34 protein-coding genes are annotated in these 25,596 nt (G+C 45.1%); 27 read left to right on the top strand and 7 right to left on the bottom strand.

Features of this window, described 5'->3' with window-relative positions; all coding sequences use genetic code 11:
- Window positions 1-55: 55 nt before the first annotated feature.
- Window positions 56-361, bottom strand: a complete 306-nt coding sequence (locus tag IPM19_03170; protein ID QQS22607.1) for a hypothetical protein — start codon at window positions 359-361, stop codon at window positions 56-58.
- A 97-nt stretch (window positions 362-458) separates the two neighbouring features.
- Between IPM19_03170 and IPM19_03165 the strand changes: the two genes are divergently transcribed.
- The 7 genes from IPM19_03165 (at window position 459) to IPM19_03135 (ending at window position 7,037) form a co-directional block, all read left to right on the top strand.
- Complete coding sequence (locus tag IPM19_03165; GenBank protein ID QQS22606.1) at window positions 459-1,904, top strand: flippase; 1,446 nt, start codon at window positions 459-461, stop codon at window positions 1,902-1,904.
- On the top strand, window positions 1,891-2,433 hold the full coding sequence (locus IPM19_03160) for an adenylyltransferase/cytidyltransferase family protein (GenBank protein QQS22605.1): 543 nt from the start codon (window positions 1,891-1,893) through the stop codon (window positions 2,431-2,433). The genes IPM19_03165 and IPM19_03160 overlap by 14 nt, the downstream gene beginning before the upstream one ends.
- A gap of 85 nt (window positions 2,434-2,518) precedes the next feature.
- The gene (locus tag IPM19_03155; protein ID QQS22604.1) at window positions 2,519-3,406 is read left to right on the top strand and encodes a hypothetical protein; all 888 of its coding nucleotides are present in this window, start codon (window positions 2,519-2,521) and stop codon (window positions 3,404-3,406) included.
- Between the two features lie 143 nt (window positions 3,407-3,549).
- Window positions 3,550-4,200, top strand: a complete 651-nt coding sequence (locus IPM19_03150) for a sigma-70 family RNA polymerase sigma factor (GenBank protein QQS22603.1) — start codon at window positions 3,550-3,552, stop codon at window positions 4,198-4,200.
- On the top strand, window positions 4,197-5,801 hold the full coding sequence (locus tag IPM19_03145) for a hypothetical protein (protein QQS22602.1): 1,605 nt from the start codon (window positions 4,197-4,199) through the stop codon (window positions 5,799-5,801). The genes IPM19_03150 and IPM19_03145 overlap by 4 nt, the downstream gene beginning before the upstream one ends.
- 119 nt (window positions 5,802-5,920) lie before the next feature.
- Complete coding sequence (locus IPM19_03140; protein QQS22601.1) at window positions 5,921-6,217, top strand: hypothetical protein; 297 nt, start codon at window positions 5,921-5,923, stop codon at window positions 6,215-6,217.
- Window position 6,218: 1 nt separating this feature from the next.
- Complete coding sequence (locus IPM19_03135) at window positions 6,219-7,037, top strand: hypothetical protein (GenBank protein QQS22600.1); 819 nt, start codon at window positions 6,219-6,221, stop codon at window positions 7,035-7,037.
- Window positions 7,038-7,097: 60 nt separating this feature from the next.
- Here IPM19_03135 and IPM19_03130 read toward each other — a convergent pair whose 3' ends face one another.
- On the bottom strand, window positions 7,098-7,379 hold the full coding sequence (locus IPM19_03130; GenBank protein QQS22599.1) for a hypothetical protein: 282 nt from the start codon (window positions 7,377-7,379) through the stop codon (window positions 7,098-7,100).
- A 160-nt stretch (window positions 7,380-7,539) separates the two neighbouring features.
- On the opposite strand from IPM19_03130, the gene msrB reads away from it, so the two are divergent.
- Window positions 7,540-7,941: a peptide-methionine (R)-S-oxide reductase MsrB gene (gene msrB, locus IPM19_03125; protein QQS22598.1), complete on the top strand. Its 402-nt coding sequence runs from the start codon at window positions 7,540-7,542 to the stop codon at window positions 7,939-7,941.
- 23 nt (window positions 7,942-7,964) lie between these two features.
- Here msrB and IPM19_03120 read toward each other — a convergent pair whose 3' ends face one another.
- Window positions 7,965-8,306: a hypothetical protein gene (locus tag IPM19_03120; protein ID QQS22597.1), complete on the bottom strand. Its 342-nt coding sequence runs from the start codon at window positions 8,304-8,306 to the stop codon at window positions 7,965-7,967.
- A 91-nt stretch (window positions 8,307-8,397) separates the two neighbouring features.
- Between IPM19_03120 and IPM19_03115 the strand changes: the two genes are divergently transcribed.
- Both IPM19_03115 and IPM19_03110 read left to right on the top strand, forming a co-directional pair.
- A complete protein-coding gene (locus IPM19_03115) occupies window positions 8,398-8,748 on the top strand; it encodes a hypothetical protein (protein ID QQS22596.1) in 351 nt (116 codons plus the stop codon).
- Window positions 8,711-9,100 carry a M48 family metallopeptidase gene (locus IPM19_03110; GenBank protein QQS22595.1) on the top strand — a complete coding sequence of 130 codons (390 nt, stop codon included), beginning with the start codon at window positions 8,711-8,713 and terminating at the stop codon, window positions 9,098-9,100. Before IPM19_03115 ends, IPM19_03110 begins: the two co-directional genes overlap by 38 nt.
- Before the next feature lie 47 nt (window positions 9,101-9,147).
- Here IPM19_03110 and IPM19_03105 read toward each other — a convergent pair whose 3' ends face one another.
- On the bottom strand, window positions 9,148-9,663 hold the full coding sequence (locus IPM19_03105; GenBank protein ID QQS22594.1) for a hypothetical protein: 516 nt from the start codon (window positions 9,661-9,663) through the stop codon (window positions 9,148-9,150).
- 66 nt (window positions 9,664-9,729) lie between these two features.
- On the opposite strand from IPM19_03105, the gene IPM19_03100 reads away from it, so the two are divergent.
- Genes IPM19_03100 through IPM19_03085 form a run of 4 tightly spaced genes read left to right on the top strand, consistent with a single transcriptional unit; the run spans window position 9,730 to window position 14,062 of the window.
- Window positions 9,730-10,134, top strand: a complete 405-nt coding sequence (locus tag IPM19_03100) for a hypothetical protein (GenBank protein QQS22593.1) — start codon at window positions 9,730-9,732, stop codon at window positions 10,132-10,134.
- Complete coding sequence (locus IPM19_03095; protein ID QQS22592.1) at window positions 10,128-11,231, top strand: glycosyltransferase family 4 protein; 1,104 nt, start codon at window positions 10,128-10,130, stop codon at window positions 11,229-11,231. Before IPM19_03100 ends, IPM19_03095 begins: the two co-directional genes overlap by 7 nt.
- Window positions 11,224-12,789 (top strand): O-antigen ligase family protein, encoded by a 1,566-nt coding sequence (locus IPM19_03090; protein QQS22591.1) that lies wholly within the window; start codon window positions 11,224-11,226, stop codon window positions 12,787-12,789. The genes IPM19_03095 and IPM19_03090 overlap by 8 nt, the downstream gene beginning before the upstream one ends.
- A 7-nt stretch (window positions 12,790-12,796) precedes the next feature.
- Window positions 12,797-14,062 (top strand): S41 family peptidase, encoded by a 1,266-nt coding sequence (locus tag IPM19_03085; GenBank protein QQS22590.1) that lies wholly within the window; start codon window positions 12,797-12,799, stop codon window positions 14,060-14,062.
- Between the two features lie 12 nt (window positions 14,063-14,074).
- On the opposite strand, the gene IPM19_03080 is transcribed toward IPM19_03085, so the two are convergent.
- Window positions 14,075-14,248, bottom strand: coding sequence for a hypothetical protein (locus IPM19_03080; GenBank protein ID QQS22589.1), 174 nt, complete (start codon window positions 14,246-14,248; stop codon window positions 14,075-14,077).
- A gap of 94 nt (window positions 14,249-14,342) precedes the next feature.
- Here IPM19_03080 and IPM19_03075 point away from each other — a divergent pair, with 94 nt between their 5' ends.
- The 4 genes from IPM19_03075 (at window position 14,343) to IPM19_03060 (ending at window position 19,607) form a co-directional block, all read left to right on the top strand.
- Window positions 14,343-16,127: an alanine--tRNA ligase gene (locus tag IPM19_03075; protein ID QQS23420.1), complete on the top strand. Its 1,785-nt coding sequence runs from the start codon at window positions 14,343-14,345 to the stop codon at window positions 16,125-16,127.
- 95 nt (window positions 16,128-16,222) lie between these two features.
- A complete protein-coding gene (locus tag IPM19_03070; GenBank protein QQS22588.1) occupies window positions 16,223-17,389 on the top strand; it encodes a hypothetical protein in 1,167 nt (388 codons plus the stop codon).
- Between the two features lie 97 nt (window positions 17,390-17,486).
- On the top strand, window positions 17,487-19,289 hold the full coding sequence (locus IPM19_03065) for a hypothetical protein (GenBank protein QQS22587.1): 1,803 nt from the start codon (window positions 17,487-17,489) through the stop codon (window positions 19,287-19,289).
- 72 nt (window positions 19,290-19,361) lie between these two features.
- A complete protein-coding gene (locus tag IPM19_03060; protein QQS22586.1) occupies window positions 19,362-19,607 on the top strand; it encodes a hypothetical protein in 246 nt (81 codons plus the stop codon).
- A gap of 213 nt (window positions 19,608-19,820) precedes the next feature.
- Here the strand turns inward: IPM19_03060 and IPM19_03055 are convergent, their stop codons facing one another.
- Complete coding sequence (locus tag IPM19_03055; GenBank protein QQS22585.1) at window positions 19,821-20,024, bottom strand: hypothetical protein; 204 nt, start codon at window positions 20,022-20,024, stop codon at window positions 19,821-19,823.
- A 105-nt stretch (window positions 20,025-20,129) separates the two neighbouring features.
- Window positions 20,130-20,744: a hypothetical protein gene (locus IPM19_03050; protein ID QQS22584.1), complete on the bottom strand. Its 615-nt coding sequence runs from the start codon at window positions 20,742-20,744 to the stop codon at window positions 20,130-20,132.
- A 177-nt stretch (window positions 20,745-20,921) separates the two neighbouring features.
- On the opposite strand from IPM19_03050, the gene infA reads away from it, so the two are divergent.
- From infA to rpsI, 9 genes are all read left to right on the top strand, one after another.
- On the top strand, window positions 20,922-21,149 hold the full coding sequence (gene infA / locus IPM19_03045; GenBank protein QQS22583.1) for a translation initiation factor IF-1: 228 nt from the start codon (window positions 20,922-20,924) through the stop codon (window positions 21,147-21,149).
- 148 nt (window positions 21,150-21,297) lie between these two features.
- Complete coding sequence (rpmJ, locus tag IPM19_03040; protein ID QQS22582.1) at window positions 21,298-21,411, top strand: 50S ribosomal protein L36; 114 nt, start codon at window positions 21,298-21,300, stop codon at window positions 21,409-21,411.
- A gap of 50 nt (window positions 21,412-21,461) precedes the next feature.
- Entirely contained in the window at window positions 21,462-21,851 is a 390-nt protein-coding gene (rpsM, locus tag IPM19_03035; protein QQS22581.1) for a 30S ribosomal protein S13, read from the top strand.
- Between the two features lie 133 nt (window positions 21,852-21,984).
- Window positions 21,985-22,434 carry a 30S ribosomal protein S11 gene (rpsK, locus tag IPM19_03030; protein ID QQS23419.1) on the top strand — a complete coding sequence of 150 codons (450 nt, stop codon included), beginning with the start codon at window positions 21,985-21,987 and terminating at the stop codon, window positions 22,432-22,434.
- Between the two features lies 1 nt (window position 22,435).
- Complete coding sequence (gene rpsD, locus IPM19_03025) at window positions 22,436-23,044, top strand: 30S ribosomal protein S4 (protein QQS22580.1); 609 nt, start codon at window positions 22,436-22,438, stop codon at window positions 23,042-23,044.
- Window positions 23,045-23,168: 124 nt separating this feature from the next.
- The gene (locus IPM19_03020; GenBank protein QQS22579.1) at window positions 23,169-24,140 is read left to right on the top strand and encodes a DNA-directed RNA polymerase subunit alpha; all 972 of its coding nucleotides are present in this window, start codon (window positions 23,169-23,171) and stop codon (window positions 24,138-24,140) included.
- A gap of 50 nt (window positions 24,141-24,190) precedes the next feature.
- On the top strand, window positions 24,191-24,535 hold the full coding sequence (rplQ, locus tag IPM19_03015; GenBank protein ID QQS22578.1) for a 50S ribosomal protein L17: 345 nt from the start codon (window positions 24,191-24,193) through the stop codon (window positions 24,533-24,535).
- Between the two features lie 15 nt (window positions 24,536-24,550).
- A complete protein-coding gene (gene rplM, locus IPM19_03010) occupies window positions 24,551-24,982 on the top strand; it encodes a 50S ribosomal protein L13 (protein ID QQS22577.1) in 432 nt (143 codons plus the stop codon).
- A gap of 185 nt (window positions 24,983-25,167) precedes the next feature.
- A complete protein-coding gene (gene rpsI, locus IPM19_03005) occupies window positions 25,168-25,545 on the top strand; it encodes a 30S ribosomal protein S9 (GenBank protein ID QQS23418.1) in 378 nt (125 codons plus the stop codon).
- Window positions 25,546-25,596 lie beyond the last annotated feature (51 nt).

The following is a 25,596-nucleotide window of genomic DNA, read 5'->3' as shown; positions in this document are numbered from 1 at the left end:
ATTCTCTATATAAAAATAAAAAAGCTCGAGAAACTTCTCGAGCTTTTGCTTATTGTTAGCCAATGCTGGTGCTGATCATCGCCACGTAGCGGGGGCTGGATCTGCCGGTCTTATTCACCCGGTTTTTATCGGCTGGCACGCCATCTCTGTTAGGAGGCGATGACGCTTCCATTAGTATGAACTCATCCCGCGCTTTCGCGACCCTCTCTTGGCAATCTTCGCACTTGGCGAGATGCTCGGCGTTAATCGTCGACGTGTCGTTGCCCTGAGCAGACCATTCTATCAGGCTCTGCTTGAAATGGCCGCTTGCAGTGGCGTAGGTGCCGATTGCTTTTGGGATGCCTAAAAATTGTTTTCCCATTTTCCCTCCTATGATTGTATTTCTAACATCAGATTCTATCACATTATAGCACCTTTGTCAATGCTATGGTAGAATAAGATAGATTTTATATTACTGAATGTCTACGCCGTCCAAAAACATTTTATGGTTATCTGTTTCTAGGGTCATTTCGCTGGTCCTTTTATTTTTGGCCTACACGCAGCTATTCCGATATCTGGGCCCGGAGACGACTGGCAAGTTTCAGTTCGTGCTTTCGTACGTGGCGCTCTTCGGGGTTGTCATTGATTTCGGCATACAGCAATATATTATTAAAAAGATCAGCGAAGATCGCAGCAAGGCTAAGCTTTACTTCCACAATTTTTTAGCCGTAGAAGTTGCTTTGGCGGCAATGGTGTACGGCGCTCTGGTTGGCATCGCTTTTTACAATGGCTATGAGCCTGTGGTAATCAAAGCCATCATGGTTGCCGGCCTTGGCGCGGCGCTCCACGGCTTGACCTATCCGTTCTTGGCAGTAATCACTGCTTTTTACGATTTGAAGAAAGCGGCGCTACTGAACTTTATATCCTCGGTAATTAACGTCGCGATTATTTTTGCAGTGATCTGGTTAAATCGCGGGATTGTCCTGCTTACTTCGCAGCAGATAATCTATGCATTGCTGGCTATAACTTTGTATTATCAGTTCGTAAAAGCCTATATCGGACCGCCGGAGGTGATGAAGGGGATTAAATCGCTGGACTTTAAGTTAATGAGACGCATGTTCCGCGCTGCCTTGCCTTTCGCGATCCTAGTCGGGTTCAGTACTTTGTATAATCGCCTCGATGTAGTACTCATTACTAAAATCTTGGGCTACACTCAAACAGGCTTGTATACTGCCGCTTATAAATTCTTCGATTTGATGGCGTTCTTCCCGGCAGTGGTCTCCCATTCTCTATATCCGTTGTTTGCCACATTGATGGCCGAGAACAAATTGGCCGAAGTCCGCGGCATGCTCGAGCGCTATTTGCGTTTTATGGCTGCTGTAGCTTTGCCTATGGCAACTGGAGCGATGCTGTTGGCTGGTCCTATTATCCGTCTGCTGGCTGGTGAGGAGTTCGCGCCAGCTGCAACTACCTTGGCAATTTTGGCTTGGGCGCCGGCCGTGCTGTTTATGTACGTCGTGGTAAATTCTTTGGTGGTGTCTCAGCTCACAAAATTTGCCACTTTCATCACCGGCGCCAATGTAGCCATTAATATTATCGGCAACCTTATATTATTGCCGCGCATCGGCATTATGGGTGCTGCCATCATGACTCTAGTTTCCGAGGGTCTTCAGGGGCTATTCTATTTCTATTTCGTCCGCAATAAAATTACAAAATTCGAATTTCTTTCTAATTTGTGGCAGCCGCTTATTGCCAGCAGCATAATGGGTCTGATGGTTTATTTGGTCCGTGATCAGTTCTTACTGGTACCTATCGCGGCCGGCGCGGTGGTGTACGTAGGCATACTTTTGGCTCTGGGATTCTTCAGGAAGGATGATTTAATTTTTTTCAAAAAATTAATGCGCAAAAGTTATGACGCTTCTTAGCAAGGATGTTGCGTTAGGACGCAATCTAGGCGCGCAAGATTCAGCAAAATTTTCTTCCAATAATAGCGACTTAACGCGGATTATGGTTTTCGGTACTTTTGACATCGTTCATCCAGGGCACCGGGATTTTTTTAGCCAGGCCCGCAAGCTAGCTAAAAAGCCTTTCTTAATTGTTTCTATAGCGAGGGATAAAAATGTGCTCCGCATCAAAGGCCGCCGTCCTTCTAAGAACCAGTTTGAGCGCCGCATTTTGGTACAGTCTGCACCTGAAGTGGATAAGGCCGTGGTGGGCGGTTACAGAGATCATATTCCTCACATCTTAAAAGAAAGTCCCCAAATCATAGCCATAGGGTACGACCAGGTTGCTTATGTAAAAGGCTTGAAAACATTGCTGGCAAGCAAGGGCTTAAAAGTGAGAATAGTTAAGCTAAAAGCTTATAAACCGCATTTGTACAAAACCTCTATAATTTCCAAAAGACAGGCGGCAAGCGAAAAGATCAAAAGCGCCCCTAGCAAGAGCAGGCGATAGGCCTGTTCTTTTGTTACTTGAGCTAAATATTGACAAAACCTCATAAATATGATAGAATTAGGAAAATCATTTTGGAGGTTTAATAATGAACAATTCATTCTTCGCAGATATGGACGAAGGTGATTCGGTACAGATTGTGGGTTCGGGCAAAACTTTGCCCGAGGCTCTGCAGTCCGCATTGGATGTTCCTGGTGTCCGCTTCGCAGACAATTCTTTTCTCGTCGATGACGAGGCGGCGCTAAAGCCGCTCAAGAGGCTTCTGCAAAATGCCGGTTACCGCATAGTGGATAAATTCCTCGAAGCGAATAGAAACGTCACCAACGACCGTAACTGGATCGGCAAAGTTGGCCGGCCTAACGGCATACCGGTCAGCCGCGGGACTCTTATCGAACAAGGCGCCCATATGTGGGATGCGCGGCTTAAAGTTGAGACGCATAAGAAGTGCGATTCCTGCGGCGCTTACCAGAGTAACAAGGTCATCTTTCACGGTCGCGTATGCCAAAATTGCGGCAGGGTCCTGCACTATGAGATTACGCAGGGATCCATGATTCGGTTTCAGTTTGCTCCCTTTTTGCACGATAAAGATCCTCACTTTTGCGATGTACGCATGTACGCCTATCGTTGGTCCCCGAGCACAGGTTCTCTGTATCTCTTTCCCAAGATATACCAAGGCAGTATGCGGTCGCTGGAAGCAACTGAAGCCTATTTCCATTCCCGGCCGGAATGCTGGAAAAATGCTCGTCGCGACGGCAAAGATCTAGTGCTGGTTAAATACCTGCGTGGTCCTGGCGGCAGAAAGGTTTCTGGATCCACTATTCAGCCCTTGGAGATAAACAAGCATTACCAGAACTACTCGGTAGTGCAAGTGTTTCAAGGGAAAGAATATCAGATGCTTATCGACGATCTTCCGCTGCCTGAGAGCTTCAAGATCATCGAAGCCTGGCACGAGAAAACTGCCGCAGCCGCTAAGTAGCCCGGCCTTGCGTTGAAAAAACGAATTGTTAAGTTTAGCGAGTCAGAAACGGCTCGCTTTTTTATTTTCCTATTGTTACCTTTATGTCCGAAATGCGTAATAGTAGTCAGAAGCGCTTTAAGATATGCCTAAAATAAGATAAAATGATGCTAGAGACAAGTAACTTGGCCGGATTTACGGCTGTGGTAGATATGGACTTAAACAATCAGGCAGACATCGCAACCCAAACCGAAAGAGATAGGGTTTTAGTTGCAAAAGTTCAGGCAGGCATGAGTGAAAACTTTGTGTTGCTTTATGATTCTTATTTGGACAAAATTTACCGATTTTTATACTTCCGCACCAATCATCAGGAAACCGCCGAAGACTTGACTAGCCAGACATTTTTGAAAGCTTTGGATAAAATAAACAGTTTCGACAGCAGCAAAGGTACTTTCCAAAGCTGGCTGTACCGCATTGCTCATAATTTATTAATAGACCATTATCGAATTCCAAGACGCAATGTCGATTTAGAAGCTGCAGAGAACGTAGCTTCCGACAGCTCTCCGGAACAAGATACGGAACGGGAGCTAACTATCGCGCAAGTACAGACTTTAATGGGTACTTTGCCGGAACAGGCTCAGGAATTAATTATCTTAAGGATATGGGAAGAACTTCCATATGCTGAAATCGCCAAGATTATGGATAAAAGCGAAGCAAGTTTGAAGATGCAGTTTTCTCGCATCATCGCCGGCTTGCGGGAGAATCCTCAATTACTTTTATTTATTGTCTTTGTGATTGGAGGGACCAACCTATGAATTTAGATAACCGAAAATTCAATCTCGATAACGACAGTTTCGAGAACGGGCTAAGCGATAGCGATAAGGCTACGCTGGCCAAGCTGGCACAGCTAAAGTCACAGGCTAATCAAATTAGTCCTGACCGCAATTTTAGCACTATGCTGCGCGCAGAAATCGCCGATAAAGCGAATCAGCAGGCTGCGGCACATTATGCTAATTCTGCCAGCTCAAACAATAAACCACCATTAACACTTTTTAGTTTTATGAATAAGATTATTATTCCATTGGTTGCGGTTGCAGTGATTGCATCCGGAACCGGTTACTGGTTTGCCAGTAAAAATGATCCTGCTTTGCTTGGAGTAGAAGGCAATGAACTGCTTTCCGGAAAATATGCCGTTACCGAAGTGGACGAAAATTCTTTCGGCGACTTAAACAAAGTCAGCATTATCGCTGACCCAAGCCGCAACAATCAGGGCGGTAATAATACTGCTGCAGACATGGCGGCTCCTGGTGCAGAGGGCGAACGCGCTGCTATGCCAGTAGAACCAGGCGGCGGTACTGGCGGCGGTTATTACCCTTACCCAGAAGCGGTTTCTTATAAATTTAAGTATGTAGGCAGCGATCTGGCCAACTTATCTGAGACAGAATCAGTATTAAAGCGTTCTAAACCGGTTCAGCCGCCGACTTTGATCAGCCGCTTGATTCGCATGTTCAGCTTTGGCTTGGTCGATTTAGGCAAGTTCGAAAATCCTCGCATGGAGTCCGTTTCTTTTCTTGAGGACAAGGAATACGGCTTAGCGGCATACATCAACCTCAATTACGGCACCATCAACATGAACCAGAACTGGGAGAAGTGGCCCCAGTACCAATACGGATGTTATGGCTACTCGTGCGGCACTCAACCGCGCCTAACCCCGTCCGACATTCCTGGCGATGATGAGCTCATCAGGATTGCCGCTCAATTCATGAATGATTACCAGATTTCTCGAGAAGGACTCGGCAAGCCATTTGTTTATGACTATAGCAACTGGCGCGTCTTGTACGACCAAGCGCCGGATAAGAGCAGCATATATATTCCAGAGCAGCTTAACGTAATCTATCCATTAGTGTTGGAAGAAAAGGACGTGTATGACGAAAGCGGCATGAACTCTGGCATCAACATCACCATCGATATTCGCAGCAAGCGTGTTTCCGCTATGTATGGCTTAGAAACTAAGCAGTACCAGAAGTCTAACTACAAAGGCGAAACCGATCAGAATCGTATTATCGAAATCGCAGAGCGCGGCGGTTACCGCAATTATGTTTACGAGTACCCGGGAAAAGTTGTGACCCTAGAATTAGGCACACCGACCGTGAACTTGGTAAAGATGTGGTATAGCAAAGATAACAAAGGTCCAGGCGAAGAATTATACATCCCAGCCTTAGTTTTCCCGATTAATAACGCTGCCCAGAATAACTACTGGCGCAAGAATGTAATTGTACCTTTGGTGCGCGACATTCTAGACAACGAAAACCCTCAGTATCCAGGCCAGCCAATTCCATTGGTTGATCCGCCTGCGACTACCAATTCGGAACCAGCTGTTTTGCCAGCCGAAACAACTGTTCCTAGCGGGGAATAAGCAAATAAAAAAAGACCTCAGACTAGTGAGGTCTTTTTTGTTTACCATTGACTTTGCTCCGTATTTATGGTTAAATAGTAAGTCGATTTATCGACATTATATGTTAGGAGGAATATACGATGGCTAAGACTAACAAAGAAGAAGTTGGACAGATACGGATTTCAAACCTTCATGCCAGTGCCGGCGACAAGGAAAAGATCTATGAGGATACGCCCGAGGGGCGTGCGCAGGTTGCAGAGGAAATTACCAGGCTTATCAAAGAAAAGGCCACCTGCTTTTTGGAGGTAGGCAAAGAGCACTTCAAGATCACAGGATACGACCAGGAAACCAACGAGTGGATTTTGGTTGGACCCACCAAACGCGCACCCAGCCGAAACACTGACGTGCTCGTAGTGTCCCCAATGGCTGGAGGTTAATATGTTTGCTCTTGCAGATGATGAAGATGGCTTTCTGGAAAGGACGTTGCGGGGCCAGGAAGATATTCTCCTGGAAGAGCAACTTTTGGAAGAGCATAATCTAACAGACCTGTTTCCTTATGGCTTGCCGGCCGGATTTATTTGGGACGATATAATGACCGATGACGCAGCTTTAATAACACTGCGCCGAAAACTCCGGGCTGCCTTTATGACCCCCAAAGAAAAGCGCGAAGAAGCCAAAAAGAACAGGGAGTTCAAAAAGCAGTGCAAGGCAAATGAGAATTGGGGAGTGCTGAACAATTGGACTACTTGCAAAGCTGGTTCCAAGAAGCGCTACGAGGTTATCATTTACGAGCATGCTTTAACTAAGGAACGCCGCCATGAGATAGAGGAGCTTTTATCTTCTGACAATGAACGCATGATGCTAACTTGCCGAAGCCTAAAAAAAGCTTTCATTTGGCAAAATGCTGATGCCGAAAAAATTGCCCGCGAAAAATTGCTTAGCTTGCTTCGGCCGGCTCAGGTTCGTGCATTAGAATTGACTGATGCTTTCTGCGAGCCAAAGACCCGGAGCGGTTTGCACTACATCATCCGGCGCAACAGGCCAACCTTGGCATTTCGTGCCCAGGAAGATGGTTCGTTCCACTTTGTGTCTGGATTATGTTCACACCCCACCGGTTACTACGCCAACACTTACACCGGTTTTCTTTGTCCCAGCGATGAGATGATCGCTCATTTGCTGATGATTCGTTATGATGAAATAGGTTTTTGGAAAACCGCCAATCCTAAACGGGTCAGCGATGTCACCGTAGGCTTTTAAAAAAATAATAACCCGCTCAGAATATTGAGCGGGTTTTGTTATAAAAAAGCCTGTCCAGGATTAACTGACAGGCTTTGTAATGTGTTCGAAATTATGAATGATGGCCGCGAGACCGGTAGCGGTTGTCTTGCGGGTGACTGTGAGCTTAAGTTTTGACCGCACTGGTAATTCTTTTGCTCTAGCAATCAGGGCGGGGTCGATAATTTCGAATACGGCAGGCATTTGTATAGCGGAGCTATTAGCTGAATTGAAATTATGTTCCACAAACATACAGTTGTATGTTGTGTTTGTAAAACCGGCGAATACTCCGGTGACTTCAAAAATTTCGTCTGGTCTTCTCATGGAACCCCCTTGGCATTGTGCTGTCACTCTTTCTATAACAACCATAACATTTTAGCATATTGTGCGATTATTTTCAAGTGGGATATGTTACTATTGTGGTATGAAAAGCGTTGCAGAAGAAGTTTTTGGTGGAGGGTGTTTAATATTAATTAATGACTAAATGGACAAATTGATAAAAACCGAAGAAGAGTGGAAAAAGAATTTAACTCCGGAACAATATAAAATCTTGCGAGAGAGAGGAACCGAGGCTCCTTTTACCGGTAAGTATGTAGATAACCACGAAGACGGCATGTACGCTTGCGCAGCTTGCGGTTTGCAGCTGTTTGATTCTGGTGCTAAGTTTGATTCTGGCACCGGCTGGCCGTCGTTTACAGATCCCGCGAACTTAGAGAACATTGAGCTTCAAGATGATTATAGCTATATGGGTATTCATCAGTTGGAAGTAACTTGCAAGCGCTGCGGTTCCCACCTAGGCCATGTTTATGACGATGGTCCGCGGGATAGAGGTGGCAAGCGCTATTGCATAAATTCGTGCGCTTTAAATTTTGAGAAGAAAGAATAAATAAAAACGAGCTTAAGCTCGTTTTATACTATAAGGATAAATTTGTTAAGCCTGGCAAATTTTGAATCATCATCTGAGGGTTTTATTAAAATATTTCCTTGGCTGGCCTGATATCGTATCCATGCCTCGCAATGCTTTAATATATCCGTCGGGCACATATTAAATTTACCCAGCTTGAATAGCTTTCTTTCCTCCGGCGGCAAAATGCTTTCCAAAGCTTTGAGCAAGTCATCCCAGCAGTTGTCATTCCCATTTGCCGCTAGGGTTTTAAGGGCTTTTCTCGCCTCGTTGCGCTGTTTCTGGACGAGCTGCTGCAGCTTATAAATAGGCATGGAGCTTATATCTGGGTCAATTTCCTCGAACATAATTATTCCTCCAGAATGCTTTTAGTATTACTTATTCTATCTTGCCTGTGTGATATAATCAATAAGTTAACATTAAGATTTTAGAAACAAAATGAACGACCTGCAGACTGTCTTTGCGAGAATAAAAGAAACCAAGCGCAAGCAAAAGGAAATTCGCGCTCTATATAAAGATGAATTAACTCAGCATAAAGAATATCAGGAGCTATTAGAAAAGCTAGAGAATTTAAAAGCGCGCAAGAAGAGCATAGAAGCCGATATTAAATCGGATTTACAGGGCGAGATTCAAAAACTAGAAGCTTATAAAATGCATATTCAGAATGACAACGAACTCATGTCTGACTTGGCGATTAATCAGTTGATGTCGGGCGAAACAGTGGAGCTTGTCGATGAAAACGATCAAAAATATGAACCCGTCTTTACAGTTAGATTTAAAAAAGCTTAAGGCTGAGTATAAACAAAACCCACTGCCTTATGTGCCTTTAAACTTGTTTCGACTGCGGGTGGCTAATTTGGTAGCGCAATACACGACCGAACTTCAGACAGATTACAAGCAGCTTAAGTTTCGGACTATGAAGAGCCGCTGGGGCAGCTGCAGCGAACATAAGGTTTTGTCTTTTAATACTAAGCTTAAGTTGCTTCCGCAATCATTAGTGGAACTGGTTGTATTTCATGAATGCCTGCATCTGATTTACTTAAACCATGGTGCGGAATTTAAATTGGCCATGGCCGCAAAATTTGTGGATTATAAGCAGCGCAACTATTTGCTCAAGCTTTACGGATTGATGAAAATTTAAAACCGCCCTGATAAGCAGAGCGGTTTTTTTGTTATTTAGAGGTATTATTATTTAGCGATGAATGTTGCGGAAGAGTTTTTGCCGGTGAGTAGTGTATCGGTTTTAATGTTAAAGACTTTGTCGCCATTATCCTGATAGAGTAAAACGCTGTAATTAATACTTGAATCTAGAATATGGTTGCTGAGCGTAATTTGCAAATCCTGCTTTTCGCCGGCAGTGATTAGTTTGCTTGTACCGATCACTTTAACTGCGTCATCAGGCCCTTCTGTTGTAATGACAACAAATCCCGGTTTGCTCAAGTTTACATTGTCTATATATACAACTTTAGTATTGTCGCTTTGTGTGCTCACCGCAACCGAGTCGTTGCTGGCCAACTGATTCGTAGCCGGAGTGGTGTTAGTCGGTGCCGGAGTCTGGGTAGCTGGTTGTTGAGAATTTTGCGTGTTTGTAGTTTCTGTGGGAGCAGAAGCATTGCGGCTGCGCAAAACTAGCCAGCCTAAGCCGATAATCAGCACCAGCGCAATTAGGCCTTCAATTAAATGTTTGTTAGTCTTTTGTTTCATTGATTTAGATTAATGAGCTTTTGTTCCATTATAGCACTTTCGGGCTAAATTTTATATAATGAATGCATGGACAGAAATTACGAAAATCCTTATTTGCCAGGCGTGGAACCAGATGAGGTTGCCGATTCGAAGCCGGAAACAGAGCTGGCAGCAACCGAAGCCGCAAATGAAGGGGAGCAGCCATTGCACGAACCCATCACGGTGGGACTTATTCGAACTCTGGTTCGGAATAAAGAGCAAGGCAAGTACCGGCCTAAAGAATTGGGCGTAATAGACATCTATCCGAATAAAGATGAGAAAAATCGCGACGTGTTTGGATTTTGGCGTACGGTCGGTGATGGCAGCATTAAGTTTTTGGCCCTAGATCCGGCTGAGCAAGAAATCGCGCAAAAGATTGCCGGTGATGATGAAATCATTGGCTATCGCAATGGAACTTTTATTTACGAAAACAATGATTCTCAAGTATGGTAATTGGTATCGAAGCCGAACGCGCGAATAACCGCGTTAAGACCGGAGTTGAGCATTATGCCAAGCAATTAATTTTGCATCTGGCAAAAATCGACTCCGACAATCAATATATTTTATACTTACAAACCCAGCCAGAAGACTGGTTTTTATCTTTACCGGCTAACTTCAAGGTTAAGGTGATGCCGTTTCCGGTGTTTTGGACTCAGCTTCGGCTGAGCTGGGAAATGATCTGGTATCCGCCGGACGTACTGTTTGTTCCGGCTTCGACATTGCCTTTTGTCCATCCCAAAAGCGTTTACACCGAACATGATGTGGCTTGGATTTATTATCCGGAGATTTTTACCTTTTACATGCGCTGGTTTCATCGGATATTCTCCTGGCTAGCCCGAACATTTTCGACAAAGATTATTTCGATATCGGAAAATACCAAACAGGATCTAATAAAGCACTATAGAGTTAACCCGCAAAAGATTAGTGTCGTACCTCATGGTTACGAAGAAACGGGGCGAGATTTTAATAATCTTTCTCCGCAGGTAGCCGACAAACTGCCGGAGAAATATATACTTTTTCTTTCTACTATCCAGCCGCGAAAAAATTTAATCGGCTTGATTGACGCATTTAAAGAATTAAAATCAGAGCGCCCAGAATTGCCTCATAAATTAGTAGTAGTAGGCAAGCCCGGCTGGAAGTACGAACAGAGCCTGGAGGCCATGGAAGCCAATAAGGATATTGTCGTTTACCTGGGCAGGGTAGATGATCAGGATCGCTGGCCAATTTTTCATCGGGCCGAACTGTTCATTCATCCGAGTTTTTACGAAGGCTTTGGCATGTGGATTCTGGAAGCTTTTGAATGCGGAGTGCCGGTTGCTGTTTCCAATAATTCTAGCTTGCCGGAAGTCGGCGGGGATGCGGCGATCTATTTTGACCCTAATAGCAAAGAGGAGATTAAGCAAACTATATTAAAAGTCTTAACCCAGGAAGGCCTGGCAGCGGATATGGTTCAGAAAGGGTACCATAGGCTAAAGGATTTTAGCTGGGAAAAATGCGCTAGAGAAACTTTGGCGGTATTAATAGAAGCAGGGAAGAACAAACATGTTTAAAAAATTGTTACAAAAAAATAATCTCATTCTAGCGATCGCAATCGCCTGGCAATTTATATCTGTGGGATTAATCTCCACCAACGTATGGCCGGATTCCGTTGCGTTGATTAATTTAGCTTTGCTTTCGGCTTTGTTTGTAATTTTACCGAAGTTGGACGCTGTAGGCTTGTTTCTGCTCTCATTGCCGTTCATGATTGTGCTGCCGATTGGAGAATTGCCTATGTGGCGCCCACTGGTAGCATGGCTGTTTCTAGTTGTTTGTGCCAAATATCTTCTGCAAAACCTAGGGGGTATAAAAGAACTCACTTTGAAGTCTTTAAAAATGTTCGCTCCCTGGGATAAGTGGCTGTTCGGTTTGTTGATTATAGGAGTTTTATCTTTGCTGGCTGCGCGCTTTAAGATTCATGGCGCGAAGCAAATTATTTTTCTGTTTAATATTTATTTGCTGTACGTGACTTGCTTAATTGCCGCTGCGGGGAAAGAGTTTCTTTCTAGTTTGCTTTATTATGTAAAATTTTCTTTGCTGATTACAGTTATTTTGGGATTTGTTCAATATGGAGCCAGCTTGCTTGCAACACCATATTATTTTTGGCAGTACTGGGCAACTTTGGTATCCAGCAGTTATTACGGAGATTCTTTGGGAGAAGTGCTGAGTTATTCCAATTCATGGTTCAGCGCTAACGGCGGCGGCCAAAGCCTGCGCATGTTCGGTATCTTGCAGGACACTCATGCATTTTCGGTTATCGTTATTTTCGCCCTGGCTTTGTGGATAGCTCGTTTTGCCGGCCGCTCTCTAAAATCTTTACCCTGGTATTTTTGGGTCGGATTGGTTGGCTTATGTTTTGCTGTCATCGCCAGCGGTACGCGCGGGGCATGGCTGGCCATGCTTGCCCCGGTCGCGGTAGGGTTATTTTTGCTGGCCCGGCATAGAGCTCGATCACTGCTTTTGTTGCCCTTTGTTAGCTATGGCATAGTGGTAGTTTTATTCGTGCTTTCTCCGTTGATTTCTTCCGGGTTGAATTTAATCCGGACCATTAATACAGACGACAACTTTTTAGACCGGGCTACGAGCATATACGACTTAAATGAAAGCTCTAACGTTGGCCGACTAGAGATTTGGAAATCCAGCATTAACTATGCTTTCACTCACCCGCTAGGGACCGGCTATGGCAATTTTATTTCGTCAATTACCCACAGCAATAGCAGCAATTTTGAAGAGGTGGCTGGAGAAAAAAATCTCCGCTATAATCTTCCCCAAAAATTTATCACTGCCCATTCGTTGTATCTGCATCTGCTGGTGGAATTGGGAGTTGCTGGCTTGATTTTGTTTGGTATCGTATGGCTGTCTTTCTTTAAAAATATTTGGTTAAAGCTGAAGAGCTATCAATTTGAATTCAACGCCCATACAGCCCTGCTTTTAAATATCGGGTTGGCTATGGTGTGGCTGTTGGCTTACGGGTTCTTTGATGTTACTATTCTTAATGAACGTGTTTTGTTATATCTAATGGCCTTGGCGGCAATCGTAAATCTGTCGCTTAAGAAAGGGCAAGAAAATTAAAATATTTATGGATTCAGAAACAAATAATTCAAACCAAACTAACAGCGCTGTTGTAAGCACAAGATCTCTGCGCAAATATATTGGCGGCATTCTGCTAGTTGTAATTATTCTGGGGATAGTCTTTCGATTGGGCTACAACTTTGGGCAGTCTGGATATAGTTTTTCCTTGCGGGAATTCAAAGTTGTAAATAAAACTAGTCCGACCGCAGAAGTGGATTACGGCTTATTGTGGGAAGCTTTGAATGTAGTCGGCAATAAATATATCGAAAAAGACAACATCGACCAGCGCAAAGTTTTGTACGGGGCAATCCAGGGCGCCGTTCAGGCTGCTGGGGATGAGTACACGGAATTTTTTGACCCGGAAACTTTGGCTCAGTTTAAGACAGAGTTAGAAGGAAAGTTTAGCGGCATTGGTGCAGAAATAGGCAAGCGCGAAGGCAACATAGTTGTTGTGGCGCCATTAGACGACAGCCCTGCGCAGCGCGCCGGCTTAAAGGCTAACGATATAATTGTGCGCGTAGATGACGCATCTGTTAGCGGCAAGAATGTCGACCAGGTGGTGGATATAATCCGAGGAGAATCTGGCACTCAGGTAAAGCTGACATTATTCCGCGAAGGCGGCAATGGCACTTTTGATGTGACCATTACCCGTGCGCAGATAGAATTGAAGAGCGTAAAAGTTTCTTATAAGCAGGTGGGCAGCAAGCAAGTTGCGATATTAAAGATCTCCCGGTTTGGCGATGATACCGAAAGACTCTTCGAAGCAGCTGTTTCGGATATCCGCAGCAAGAATGTAGCAGGTATTGTGGTGGATGTGCGCAATAATCCGGGCGGATACTTGGATACTTCTGTAGATGTCGCTTCGGATTGGCTCGAGCGGGGCAAGTTGATCGTGAAAGAAGCTCATAGCGAAAAGGATGTAAAAGACTATACTTCTTCGGGGTTAAACCGATTAGGGAACATTAAAACTGTTGTGCTCATTAACGGCGGTTCTGCTAGCGCCTCGGAAATATTATCGGGAGCTTTAAAGGATAATGGCAAAGCAATACTCATTGGCGAGAAGAGCTTTGGAAAAGGCAGTGTCCAGGAGCTGGTGCCATTGTCTCAAAATACAGCTGTGAAGGTAACAGTGGCAAAATGGATTACCCCAGGCGGAAAGAATTTGCACAAAGACGGGTTGGTACCGGATATAGAGGTGAAGATGACGGAAGAGGATTATGAGAAGAACCTCGATCCTCAGTTGGACCGGGCAGTTGCGGAAGCAGCAAAATAAAATAAAACGGCCTCAATGAGGCCGTTTTGATTTTCTAGATCGTCTTATACGAATGATGTCGGGAATATTCATTACGCCGATGCCAAGATATATGATCAAAAATACTGATCCGATAGTTAGCAAGATTAGGAATATACCCAACAGGCTGGGAAAATAATAGGCTGTATCATAGAACAGCTGTTCCATACGCCCTCCTTCATGGTATTCAATGGTCTTCGCCTGCTTGGGAAGCCTTTGCGGTAATCTGCAAATTTCGCTAGAATTATAAAGTAAATTTACTATTATGTCTAGAATCACAGCAAATGAGCTACGCAGCAAGTGGCTCGAATTTTTTAAAGAAAAGAATCATACTATTATCCCGTCCGCATCCTTGGTGCCGGAAAACGATCCGTCCGTATTGTTTACCATGGCCGGAATGTTTCCTTTGGTTCCATATCTGATGGGCCAGGAACATCCGGGCGGCACCCGCGTTGCCAATGTTCAAAAATGTATTCGCACCATCGACATTGATGACGTAGGCGATAATACTCACCTTACTTTTTTCGAAATGATGGGCAACTGGAGCTTCGGCGATTATTTTAAAAAGGAAGCAATCGAATGGAGTTACGAATTTTTAACATCAGAAAAATGGCTGAATATTCCTTTGGATCGTTTAGCATTTTCAGTTTTTGCCGGAGATGACGATGCGCCATTTGATGAAGAAAGCTACGAACATTGGAAGCGCTTAGGCGTACCCGAATCGCGCATCGCTAAGCTTGGCAAAGAGGATAATTGGTGGATTGCCGGCACCACTGGCCCATGCGGCCCGGATACAGAAATGTTTTATTGGATAGATGACGGTACTCCTGCGCCCGAAAATTTTCAGGACACAGCCAGCGACCCGCGCTGGGTAGAAATCTGGAACGATGTGTTCATGCAGTTCGAAAAGAAAGCTGATGGCAGCCTGGTTCCTTTAGAAAAGCAGAATGTAGACACTGGTATGGGCTTAGACCGTGTGATTGCGGTTCTTAACGGACATAAGTCTGTATATGATTCTGAATTTTTCACAGGGATGTTCGAAGTTATCGGCAAGAGCCAGGCAATTTTGTCCGGCGACGAGGTTCGCCAAGCGCGAATTATTGTAGACCATATCCGCGCTTCGGTATTTATTAGCGGCGATGGAGTAGAGCCATCTAATAAAGAACGCGGCTATATTTTGCGCCGCCTGCTGCGCCGAGCTATGGTTTATGCCCGCCGTTTGAATTTGAACGAACACTGGATGAAAGCGCTGATTGGAAAGGTAATGGAAGAATATGGCGATGCTTATCCGGAATTGATTGCTAACTCCGAAAAGATTTTTGCAAGCCTGCAAGGCGAACAGCAAAAGTTCGAAAAGACTTTGGAGAAAGGTTTAAAGGAATTTGCCAAGCTGTTCGAAAAGCAAGGCTCGTTGAGCGGTACCGACGCATTTAACTTGTACCAAACTTACGGTTTCCCTTTGGAGTTAACCGAAGAATTAGCCCAGGCTGCAGGACAGGAAGTAGATAAAGAAGAATTCGAAGCAGGCTTTAAGGCTCATCAGGACTTGTCCCGTACTGCCAGCGCCGGCACATTTAAAGGAGGTCTGGCGGATCATAGCGAAAAAGTTGTGCGCTTGCACACAGCTACTCACTTAATGCATAAAGCTTTGCGCGATGTATTAGGCAATGACGTATGGCAAAAAGGGAGTAATATTACCGCCGAACGTACCCGTTTTGATTTTACTTACCCGCAAAAGATGACTCCGGAACAGATTGCCCAGGTCGAAGAGCTAGTGAATAAGTGGATTGTGATGGATGCCAAAATGGAACAGGAAATGATGCCGTTAGATAAAGCCCGCGAACTTGGTGCGATTGGCTTGTTCGGAGAAAAGTATGCCGACACTGTATCTATTTATACTGCAACAGATAAAGACGGCAATGTGATCTCTCGCGAATTCTGCGGAGGACCGCACGTTGAGCATACTGGCTTAGTAGGCAAATTCAAAATTACCAAAGAAGAAGCTGTTTCTGCAGGAGTGCGCCGCATTAAGGCTGTGATTGAATAGTTTTCTTTGGTTTGATGATCCTGATAAAATAAGATTAGAATTTTACTTGCGGTAAAAACTCTAAATGATCGCTAAGCGGTTAAGACGAAACAAAAATGAAAATAAACTTTTACAATACGCCTCAGCCTGCCGCGTTTGATGCAGCGCTGATCAAAGATAAGCCGAACTTTATAGATTACCGGCCGGATTTTGCCTTGATGGACCGTTTAACAAAGCAGTTTGAGGACAAAGAACATGTGATCGTCGTAGGTCACGGTGGGAGCATTACTTCCAGTGTGGGGATTTACTCCGCGCTGCGTTCATCCGCACGCACGCAGATGCATTTTGTTTCCACCATCGACCCGGACTACATTGCCGCTATAAAGAGTTTTGCATCCAAAGATAATAGTCTAGTGATTGCGATCAGCAAATCCGGCGAAACAGTCACGCAGATCGAAGCACTGATGCAGTTTATAGATTATCCGATGTTGATCGTCACCGGTGTTGCGGGTCCTCTATCGGAAATTGCAGCCAAGCTAAACTCAACCCAGGTTATTCATCCGCCAATCGGCGGACGGTTTAGCGGTTTTAGCGAGGTTGGTTTGTTGCCAATTGCACTAGCTGGGATAAACGCAAAAGAAATTTATGACGCCGGTCAAAAATATTTGCAGCAATTTCAGTCCAATAATCCCGCTTACGAAGCCGCTAGTATTCTGTACCAGCTAGAGCAGCAAGGGATTGCAGATGTATTTTTGCCAATTTATTCCGAAGAACTTTTTCCATACTCTAATCTGATTATTCAGCTGTGTCATGAAAGCTTTGGTAAAGACGGCAAAGGCCAAACTTATTTCGCCCACCGGGCACCGGAGTCTCAGCATCATACCAACCAGCGCTTTTTTGGCGGACAGAAAAATATTGCTGGGTGGTTCATAGGAGATATGCGTTCCGATAATATGCTGGTTACTAAGATACCTGAATCTTTGTCTAACGTGCCTTTGAAAACTTCTACTTTAAATTTATTGGACGGAATTCCGTTGCAAAGCGCTATGCAGTTCGAACGCGAAGCAACGCTGGAAGATGCTAAACTGCAAAACATTCCGGTAGTAGATATGATGCTCGAAACAGTTGACCATAAGGATGTCGGCGAGTTTATGGCTTTCTGGCAGCTCTATGCTGTATACGCTTCTTGCATGCGTGGGGTGGATCCGTACAATCAGCCTCAGGTAGAGGCTAGTAAAAAGATCAGTTTTGCCAAACGCCAGCAATTTAAAGGCTCTTTATAACTCTAAATATCCCGTTTGCTCACCGTGCAAAAAACCCCTACAATACCGGTAGAGGTTTTTTATTTTTACCCAAATTTCTTAGGAAAAACTACTTGAAATGAAAACGATTTATTTAAATTTAGAAGATGATGTAGCCAGGATCGTCGCCAAGGTAAAGGCTCTGAAAGGCGAAGATGCGGTTTTGGTCATTCCTAAAGATGCTTATGTTTTGGCCGACAGCATAAATTTGCGATTGCTTAAAAAGCAGACAGATATTTTAGGCTCTAAAGTATCTATTTTAACCATGGATGAAACCGGTCAGATTTATGCCCGCGAAGCCGGCTTCACTTTAAAAAACCTGCCAAAAATTTCTCGCAGCAAAACCTTTTCCGACATTCGTCCTCAGTCTGGTTCTAAATCTGTTATGACATTTGGTAAAGCCCGATATGAAGTGAATCCTTCTCCTGTATCAGACATGCAAGATGAGTTTATCGCCCCTGCAGTTAGACCAGCGGCTAAGCCCAAAAAAGTTGTTCGCAAAGTTGCAGCTAAATCAGCAGAGCGCGTTGCATCCCGATCTGCCCAGCCAGTAGCGAAAAGTTCCATGGTAGGAGCAGGCATCGCCGCCGGAAAAATTTTGGAACACCGCGGCGCAAAAGTTGCCGCAGCTAGACAAAGTCCGTTAGAGAATAATGATTGGCTTACCCCAACCACTGGCGGGTTGCGAACAAAGGCTGACAATATGTTTATGCCACCAAGCAGCAAGAGCAGTAAGGCGCCGCGCCGTCGTTCGTATAAAAAGTTCTCTTTGGCGTTTGTAGCTTTGGCTCTAATTGCTGTTGTGGCATTAGTAGTGATGGTACTGCCAAGCGCTAATGTAACGGTGTATGCCCGTTCGCAGACAGTAGCCAGGGATCTAGACTTAACGATTGATACTAATTTAGAGACAGTAGACGCTAGCCGGCTAACCTTGCCAGCCACTAAGGTAGATGAAACTAAAGCTCCTTCCAATTCTTTTACAACAAATGGCAAAAAGGAAGTCGGCAGCAAGGCGCAAGGTCGCGTAGCGATCTATAACTTAACTGGCAGCGCTATGAATTTGCGAACCAGTACCACAGTATTAACAGTCGGCACAAAGTCATATTATTTCGTAAGCGATCAAAACGGAATTGTTGCTTTAGAAAATCCATCCAAGGACAGTAACGCAACCACAGCAGATATAATTGCCGCAGATGGGGGAGAGGACTTTAATCTACCGGCTGGTACACGCGTGGAAATTACAAATCAGGCATTCGGCAGCCAGCCTCAGAGACTGTACGCAAAAACTGTCACCCAGGTTATTGGCGGATCGTCCCGCTTTGTATCTGTGGTGAGCAAAGAAGATTTAGACAGGGCACAAAAGGAACTGATTAGCAAAGCCGTGGAGGAAGTTAACAATGGCTTATCTGACGGCCGCAAGTTGGTAGAAGGGGCGTATAACGTAGAAGTTAGTAATTTTACTTCCGATAAGCCCGAAGGAACCGAAAGCACTACTTTTGTAGCCAGCGCCAATATTAAAATTACTGGTTTAGCATTTAACGAAAATGATTTGCGTCAAATGGTACGTGGCCGCTTAACCCAGACCCTGGGCAGCGATAAGGCTTTGCAGGAAGCCGATTTGGACCAGGTGGTTTATAAGATCAAGAATTTGGATCTCGCCGCTGGTTTGATGCAGCTGTCTATTCATTATGAAAGCCAGGCAAAGGCTAAAATTGACCAGCAGGATTTGGTTGCTCAGCTAGCAGGGAAGTCTAAGGAGCAAGCTAATGATATTTTATTAACAAATCAAAATATCGAGCGGGCAGACATCACTTTAGCTCCAAGCTGGCAAAAATCTTTCCCAAGATTAGGAACTAAGATTCATATAAAAATTGAAGAATAAATTTAGAAATAAAAAGAGCCGCCAACGTAATGTTGGCGGCTTTCGCGTAATGCGATGCTAATTCCGGAACCATTGGCGCAGATCATCGCGGCAGTGCTTGCAGTAAATTTCTTTAACTTGCAAACGTTGCCGAGTGATCTCTTGCCAATCGGCAGGAAACGTCAGACCTTGCTGCATCGAGCAGCCAAAGCTTGTACAGTGTCGGCCGAGACTGTCGACCACTTTGAGAGTGCGACCTTCGGAGACAATACCAAAGGCGTGACCCATTTCGTGGAAAACCAACGTCTGACAGATGTCGATTGCAGACTTTTCCGGTAATGGCGAAAATCTGTTAACCGAGATCACAGTCCCCACTCCGGGCGCGCCCAGACCTAAGACATAGTTAGTATTCTTGGAGTAGATATCCTCCGAGACTACAAGCAGGTCGTAGTGGTCTTGGTAGTCACGCCAAGGCTCGACATACAGGCAGCTGAACAGAGTGTCCGCATCAAGCTGGCTGCTGCGCTGGCTATCTTCTCGGCCGCGCTTTACTTACCAATCCACGCTGTGGAATGGCAACAGATTTCCCTGCTCGTCTTGCCAGTCTTCCTGCCTCCAAACGCCGTAGTTATTTATCGACATCTGATAGGTGAGGCCAGCAAGATTGACGAGCTGAGAAACAGCCATGCTGGTTGCATTCTTCAGAGAATTGGGGACGTTGCTATCAAAAACAACGTTGATTGGTTTTATCTTCATGGCTCCCTCCAATAAAGAACCACCGACGAATTGCCGGTGGTTTTCGCCTATACGATAAATTGAAATTTCGGCTTAATGTCCCAAATAGCTGAGCAGGGCCGTGGGCTAATACCCGGAAATGGCATCCAGCACGCGACGCATATCTTGCTGGTCGAACCCAGAAAGCTCATTGGGGGTTGTTCTGCGCTCATACGGGTCATCAAACGATAGAGCAAAGTCGAATTCGTTTTCGAATTCGCCTTCGAGCTCCGGGTCGACGCGCTCGTTGGCGGCATAGTCGATCTGGTTGAGCCGCGCGTGAAACTCCTCCAATTGTGGAAGATCGGCCTTTGTCGCGTTCTTTTCCAGAAACTTGAAGATACTCGAGCGGTAACTGCGATCGTGGTGATCCCATAGCGCGGTGAACCCGCGAAGGTTAAGAACCTCGCGAACATGCTCCGGGCATCCGAAGAGTCTGATGACATGGAAATTTTGCAGTTTGGCGTTCCTGGGCGAGCCGGTTTCGAGGCCGCGCCGAATATCGTAAAGGGCCATTTTTACCAGGCGTTTGCCGTAGCTTTGCTCGCTCTCGGTAAATTCCTCACGTTCCATCAGGAGCCAATAACCGGTACCGTAGCTAGCCCTGAGCTTGTCCATAAAATTTCGGATATGGACCGAATTGGATTTAAGCCCCATTTCGCTTTCCTCAAGATATTTATCTAAATCGAAATCTGTTGTCATAATTCCTCCTCAAAAATTGTGATCTAAACTTTATTCGCATTTTACCATAAAATGGAGAAATTGTCAAGAAATAGGCAATATAGGCCAAAAACTTAGAAAATAAGTTGACAAACCTAAAATGTGTGTTAAAATTAGAGAAATTCGTTATTTAGTTAATCCGTAAGGAAACACAAGAATTTGGGAAGTTCCGAACAAAATCAGACCATAGAACTCGAGGGTAAAGTCATTGAGAGTTTACCTAACACTGTTTTTCGCGTTCAATTGGACTCTGGTCAAGTAATTATCGGCCACTTATCCGGCAAAATGCGCTTGCATCGCATTCGCGTTCTGCCAGGCGATAAGGTGTTGCTCGAGGTTACGCCCTACGATCTTTCTAAGGGACGCATTACGCGCCGCCTAAAATAGGAAAGATAAGTAGTTATTAATAAATTTATGGAACCGGCCGGCGATTCGCTCAGGCTGTGGGAACCCGACAAAGCCATTTGAGGCGATGTTATTTCCCTAAATTGATTTTTGTCTCTGCAAGCAGAACAAAAATTCAAGGATACATTTTATGAAAGTACGCGCAAGCGCAAAACCAATTTGCAAGAAATGCAAAATCGTCAAAAGATTTGGTCGAGTCTTTGTTATTTGTGAAGTACCAAAGCACAAGCAACGCCAGGGTTAATTAACTCTGACGTTTTTGTTGTTCTCTAAATTGTAATTAATTTGTAAAGTATGGCACGTATCGCTGGAGTAAATATTCCTACCGAAAAAAGAATCGAAGCCTCTCTGCAGTATATCTACGGAGTAGGGGCGACCTTAGCAAAGAAAGCACTGTCTGAAACAGGCGTAAGCCCTGACATTCGCACTAAAGATTTGTCCGAAGCAGACTTAACCAAGCTGCGCGATTACATCGATAAGAACTTTAAGACCGAAGGCAACCTTAAGCAGCAAGTTCTGCTTAACATCAAGCGCCTTAAGGAAATCGGTTCTTACCGAGGCACTCGCCACAAAAAGAGTTTGCCGGTTCGCGGACAGCGCACCAAGACCAATTCCCGCACCCGACACGGCAACGTTCGTCGCACTGCAGGCAGCGGCCGTAAGAAAGCATCCGATAAGACCTAAAGCGCAGCTCGCGCATAGCGATTACGAAGCACTAAACTTCGTAAAAGCCATAACTATATAAACTATTATGTCTGATACTAACGACACAACAATTAAACAAGATACTCCCGTAGCCGAAACTCCTGCTACCGAAATGAGCGCAGCCGAACAGGTCAGTGCCGAGTTGAATGCAGCATCTAGCGGCGACGACATTGCCACTAAGATCAAGGGCGGTAAGAAAAAGAAGAACAAGATCAAAGTTCCAAAGGGCAAGATCTTTATTAACTCCACTTACAACAACACCATCATTTCTGTAACTGATCCGATCGGCAACGTGATTGCTTGGGGTAGCGCCGGCAAAGCTGGCTTCAAAGGCTCTAAGAAATCTACTCCTTACGCCGGCGGTAAAACTATGGAAGATGTATTGTCCCGCGTTAAAGACCGCGGCTTGCAGGAAGTTGATATTTTTATTAAAGGAATCGGCAGCGGCCGCGAACAAGCCATTCGCGCTTTGCTCGGTGCCGGCTTGACTGTTTTAACCATTAAAGATCGAACCCCAACCCCACATGGCGGCGTGCGTCCGAAGAAAGTGAGAAGGGTATAACATGCGATATACAGGACCAAAAGTTAAAAGAGCCCGTCGGTTAGGGTTTGCCTTTACCGATAAGGACGCCAAGATCTTGCAGAAGCGCAACTTCGCACCTGGCCAGCACGGCCAAAACCGCGTTCGTATTTCTGAATACGGCACCCAGTTGCGCGAAAAGCAGAAGGCTAAGATCAATTACGGGGTAACCGAACGCCAGTTCTTGCGCTACTTCGAAAAGGCCCAAAAAGGCGCTGGTGTAACCGGTGATCATTTGCTGGCAGCTTTAGAGCTTCGCTTGGACAACGTAGTATTCCGCTTAGGATTTGCTGCTACCCGGGCGCAGTCTCGCCAGCTGGTGAACCATGGTTTCTTCGAAGTTAACGGCAAGAAAGTTGATATTCCTTCTTACGCTACTAAGCCGGGAGATGTTATCTCCGTTCGCGCTAACAAGAAAGAATCTAAGTACATGCAGTCTATGCGCGAAGTGTTGAAGAATTTTAAGAGCCAGGACTGGGTAGAGCTTAAGGCAGCGGATTTTTCCGGTAAAGTTCTATCGACACCGACACCAGAACAAATCGGCAACCTCATCGACACTCAGCTTATCGTCGAACACTACAGCAGAATCTAGGGCCGTATCTAAATTTAGTTTTATTGCCAGAGCGTTATCGCTCGGCCTTCAATCAATCATTAATAAGTTACTTTTCGCAGACACACGATCATTGGCCAAAGCGTGCAGTAACTAAGGGGCATTTATGCAACCAATCCCATTACCAAATCAGGCGAAGATTTCCCACTTAGGTGGCAACTCTTACGAAGCAGTCCTCGAGCCACTTTACCCTGGCTACGGCGTGACTATCGGCAATACGCTTCGCCGCGTCTTGCTGTCTTCCATGCCTGGTGCAGCAGTAACTGCGGTTAAAATTAAATATGTTGACCACGAGTTCTCTGCGATTCCAAACGTAAAGGAAGATGTGATTCAGATTATTCTGAACCTTAAACAGCTTCGCTTGCGCAGCTTCTCGACCGAACCGGTTCGCTTGAAGCTTACCGCCAAGGGCGAAGGCGTTATTACCGCAGACATGATTGGCGAAACCGACCAGGTAGAAGTAGTGAACAAGGATCTTTACATCTGCACTTTGGATAACAAGAATTCTGACCTGGAAATGGAACTGATTGTCGAACAGGGCCGCGGTTATGAGCCGGTAGAGGTTCGACCAAGTGCCGCTAATTTAGAAGCAGGCATGCTGGCGATCGACGCAATTTACACCCCGGTTCGTTCCGTATACTTTGACGTATCAAACGTCCGCGTTGGCGGCATGACTAACTTCGATAAGCTGGTTGTGCGCATGGAAACCGACGGCACTATTACTGGCGGCGAAGCAATCGACATTGCTTCCCACATCTTAGTAGATCACTTTAGCATGCTGTTCAACAATGAGGGTGCAGAACGCCTCGAAATGATGAGCCAGGCAGCGCTAGAAGAAGCAGCTATGGAAGAAGCTCCTCAGGAAGTTCCTAGCGAATTGGCAGAACCGGCAGAAACCGGCACTCCGATTGACGATACTACTTTGTCTAACCGCGCTAAGAATGCTTTGCAGAAATCCGGCATTAACACCATGGAAGCATTGACTGCAATGTCTGACGATGATATTAATAATATTTCCGGACTAGGCGAAAAGACTATTAATGAAATTATGGAAATGTTGGGCCGTACCCAGCAGTAATCTCCCGGGTGCTAGCCTTAGCGCCGACAATTAAAGATAATTATTATTTTATGAGACACCAGAAGAAGAAAAAATTTGGAAAAGGCATGGACCATCGCCGCAAATTGTTGCGTACTTTGGCTTCTTCAGCGATCCTATACGAAAGAATCGAAACTTCTTACGCTAATGCCCGCGCCGTTAAGCCTTACTTAGAAAAGCTGATTACCCGTTCGAAAGAAAACACTTTGCACAACCGCCGCATGCTGTTGTCTAAGCTGTCCCGCAATGCAACTGCAAAAGCATTGGAAGTTTACGGCCCTCGCTATAGCGCTCGCAATGGTGGCTATTTAAGATTAACTAAGTTGAATAATCCAAAAGCTGGTCTTTCTAAAGCAGTGTTGGAATTTGTAGAATAAGGTTTAGATAAATATATGTTAAAGACTCAAAAAATTACTCTACCAAAAGTATCAGAAATTTCCCGCCAATGGTTCGTTGTCGATGCAAGCGGCCAGACTATGGGACGCGTAGCTACCAAGATTGCTAACGTTCTTCGCGGCAAGCACAAGCGCAACTTTACTCCTCATATGGATATGGGTGATTTTGTAGTCGCTATCAACGTGGATAAGCTAAAGTTTACCGGCCGCAAGGTTGAGCAGAAGAAGTATTATCATCACTCCGGCTACTTGGGCGGACTCAAGACTAAGACTTTGAAAGATGAAATCGTACGCAACCCGGAAAAGGTTTTGCAGCGCGCAGTATTTTCTATGCTTGATGAAGTTAAATTTCGTAAGACAATGGTTTCTCGCCTCAAGCTTGTAAAAGGCGATAAGCACACTTATAAGATTGATAAAGAGATTAAATAATTATGGTAACTCCAAAGAAAACTCCAGCTAAAAAAACTGTAGCCAAGAAGGCCCCTGCAAAGGCCGTCGCTAAAAAAGTTGCTCCAAAAAAGGAAGCAGCTCCAAAGGCGGAGGTTAAGGCAGTAGTTGCAAAGTCCTCTAGCGCGAAGACTGCAGATCATGCCAAGCCTGCTTCCGGCAAATATATCTTTGCCACCGGCCGACGCAAGACGGCGATTGCCAACGTGCGATTATTTGCAGGCAGTGGTGACAATATTGTTAACAAGAAAGCTTTCGAAGCTTATTTTCCTAACAAGCCGCAGCAAGACACTGCACTCCGTCCTTTGGCGGTAACCGGCTTGATGGGCGAGTATTATTTTACTAGCCACGTTGCCGGCGGCGGACGCAATTCCCAGGTGGAAGCAGTGCGTCATGGCGTAGCTCAGGCCTTGTCTAAGCTTAACAACGACCTTCAAAGCGTGCTCAAGAAGAACGGTTTCTTGACCCGAGACGACCGTAAAAAGGAACGAAAAAAGCCAGGTCTCCGCGGTGCGCGCCGTTCGCCACAGTGGGCAAAGCGTTAATCCCTTTTATACTCAAAAATCCCTTATATTTAAGGGATTTTTTGTTTTTAT

It is taken from the genome of bacterium (genome assembly GCA_016699995.1).
Classification (GTDB): Bacteria; Patescibacteriota; Doudnabacteria; order UBA920; family UBA920; genus UBA920.
The sequence above is the reverse complement of the archived record's forward strand: the minus strand, read 5'-3'. Positions and strand labels throughout refer to the sequence as shown.

Excerpts from the sequence above, each read along its gene's own strand:
- IPM19_03170 (QQS22607.1), bottom strand. The coding sequence starts at position 361 with ATGGGAAAACAATTTTTAGGCATCCCAAAAGCAATCGGCACCTACGCC.
- IPM19_03165 (QQS22606.1), top strand. The coding sequence starts at position 459 with ATGTCTACGCCGTCCAAAAACATTTTATGGTTATCTGTTTCTAGGGTC.
- IPM19_03160 (QQS22605.1), top strand. The coding sequence starts at position 1,891 with ATGACGCTTCTTAGCAAGGATGTTGCGTTAGGACGCAATCTAGGCGCG.
- IPM19_03155 (QQS22604.1), top strand. The coding sequence starts at position 2,519 with ATGAACAATTCATTCTTCGCAGATATGGACGAAGGTGATTCGGTACAG.
- IPM19_03150 (QQS22603.1), top strand. The coding sequence starts at position 3,550 with ATGATGCTAGAGACAAGTAACTTGGCCGGATTTACGGCTGTGGTAGAT.
- IPM19_03145 (QQS22602.1), top strand. The coding sequence starts at position 4,197 with ATGAATTTAGATAACCGAAAATTCAATCTCGATAACGACAGTTTCGAG.
- IPM19_03140 (QQS22601.1), top strand. The coding sequence starts at position 5,921 with ATGGCTAAGACTAACAAAGAAGAAGTTGGACAGATACGGATTTCAAAC.
- IPM19_03135 (QQS22600.1), top strand. The coding sequence starts at position 6,219 with ATGTTTGCTCTTGCAGATGATGAAGATGGCTTTCTGGAAAGGACGTTG.
- IPM19_03130 (QQS22599.1), bottom strand. The coding sequence starts at position 7,379 with ATGAGAAGACCAGACGAAATTTTTGAAGTCACCGGAGTATTCGCCGGT.
- msrB (QQS22598.1), top strand. The coding sequence starts at position 7,540 with ATGGACAAATTGATAAAAACCGAAGAAGAGTGGAAAAAGAATTTAACT.
- IPM19_03120 (QQS22597.1), bottom strand. The coding sequence starts at position 8,306 with ATGTTCGAGGAAATTGACCCAGATATAAGCTCCATGCCTATTTATAAG.
- IPM19_03115 (QQS22596.1), top strand. The coding sequence starts at position 8,398 with ATGAACGACCTGCAGACTGTCTTTGCGAGAATAAAAGAAACCAAGCGC.
- IPM19_03110 (QQS22595.1), top strand. The coding sequence starts at position 8,711 with ATGAACCCGTCTTTACAGTTAGATTTAAAAAAGCTTAAGGCTGAGTAT.
- IPM19_03105 (QQS22594.1), bottom strand. The coding sequence starts at position 9,663 with ATGAAACAAAAGACTAACAAACATTTAATTGAAGGCCTAATTGCGCTG.
- IPM19_03100 (QQS22593.1), top strand. The coding sequence starts at position 9,730 with ATGGACAGAAATTACGAAAATCCTTATTTGCCAGGCGTGGAACCAGAT.
- IPM19_03095 (QQS22592.1), top strand. The coding sequence starts at position 10,128 with ATGGTAATTGGTATCGAAGCCGAACGCGCGAATAACCGCGTTAAGACC.
- IPM19_03090 (QQS22591.1), top strand. The coding sequence starts at position 11,224 with ATGTTTAAAAAATTGTTACAAAAAAATAATCTCATTCTAGCGATCGCA.
- IPM19_03085 (QQS22590.1), top strand. The coding sequence starts at position 12,797 with ATGGATTCAGAAACAAATAATTCAAACCAAACTAACAGCGCTGTTGTA.
- IPM19_03080 (QQS22589.1), bottom strand. The coding sequence starts at position 14,248 with ATGGAACAGCTGTTCTATGATACAGCCTATTATTTTCCCAGCCTGTTG.
- IPM19_03070 (QQS22588.1), top strand. The coding sequence starts at position 16,223 with ATGAAAATAAACTTTTACAATACGCCTCAGCCTGCCGCGTTTGATGCA.
- IPM19_03065 (QQS22587.1), top strand. The coding sequence starts at position 17,487 with ATGAAAACGATTTATTTAAATTTAGAAGATGATGTAGCCAGGATCGTC.
- IPM19_03055 (QQS22585.1), bottom strand. The coding sequence starts at position 20,024 with ATGAAGATAAAACCAATCAACGTTGTTTTTGATAGCAACGTCCCCAAT.
- IPM19_03050 (QQS22584.1), bottom strand. The coding sequence starts at position 20,744 with ATGACAACAGATTTCGATTTAGATAAATATCTTGAGGAAAGCGAAATG.
- rpmJ (QQS22582.1), top strand. The coding sequence starts at position 21,298 with ATGAAAGTACGCGCAAGCGCAAAACCAATTTGCAAGAAATGCAAAATC.
- rpsM (QQS22581.1), top strand. The coding sequence starts at position 21,462 with ATGGCACGTATCGCTGGAGTAAATATTCCTACCGAAAAAAGAATCGAA.
- rpsK (QQS23419.1), top strand. The coding sequence starts at position 21,985 with ATGAGCGCAGCCGAACAGGTCAGTGCCGAGTTGAATGCAGCATCTAGC.
- rpsD (QQS22580.1), top strand. The coding sequence starts at position 22,436 with ATGCGATATACAGGACCAAAAGTTAAAAGAGCCCGTCGGTTAGGGTTT.
- IPM19_03020 (QQS22579.1), top strand. The coding sequence starts at position 23,169 with ATGCAACCAATCCCATTACCAAATCAGGCGAAGATTTCCCACTTAGGT.
- rplQ (QQS22578.1), top strand. The coding sequence starts at position 24,191 with ATGAGACACCAGAAGAAGAAAAAATTTGGAAAAGGCATGGACCATCGC.
- rplM (QQS22577.1), top strand. The coding sequence starts at position 24,551 with ATGTTAAAGACTCAAAAAATTACTCTACCAAAAGTATCAGAAATTTCC.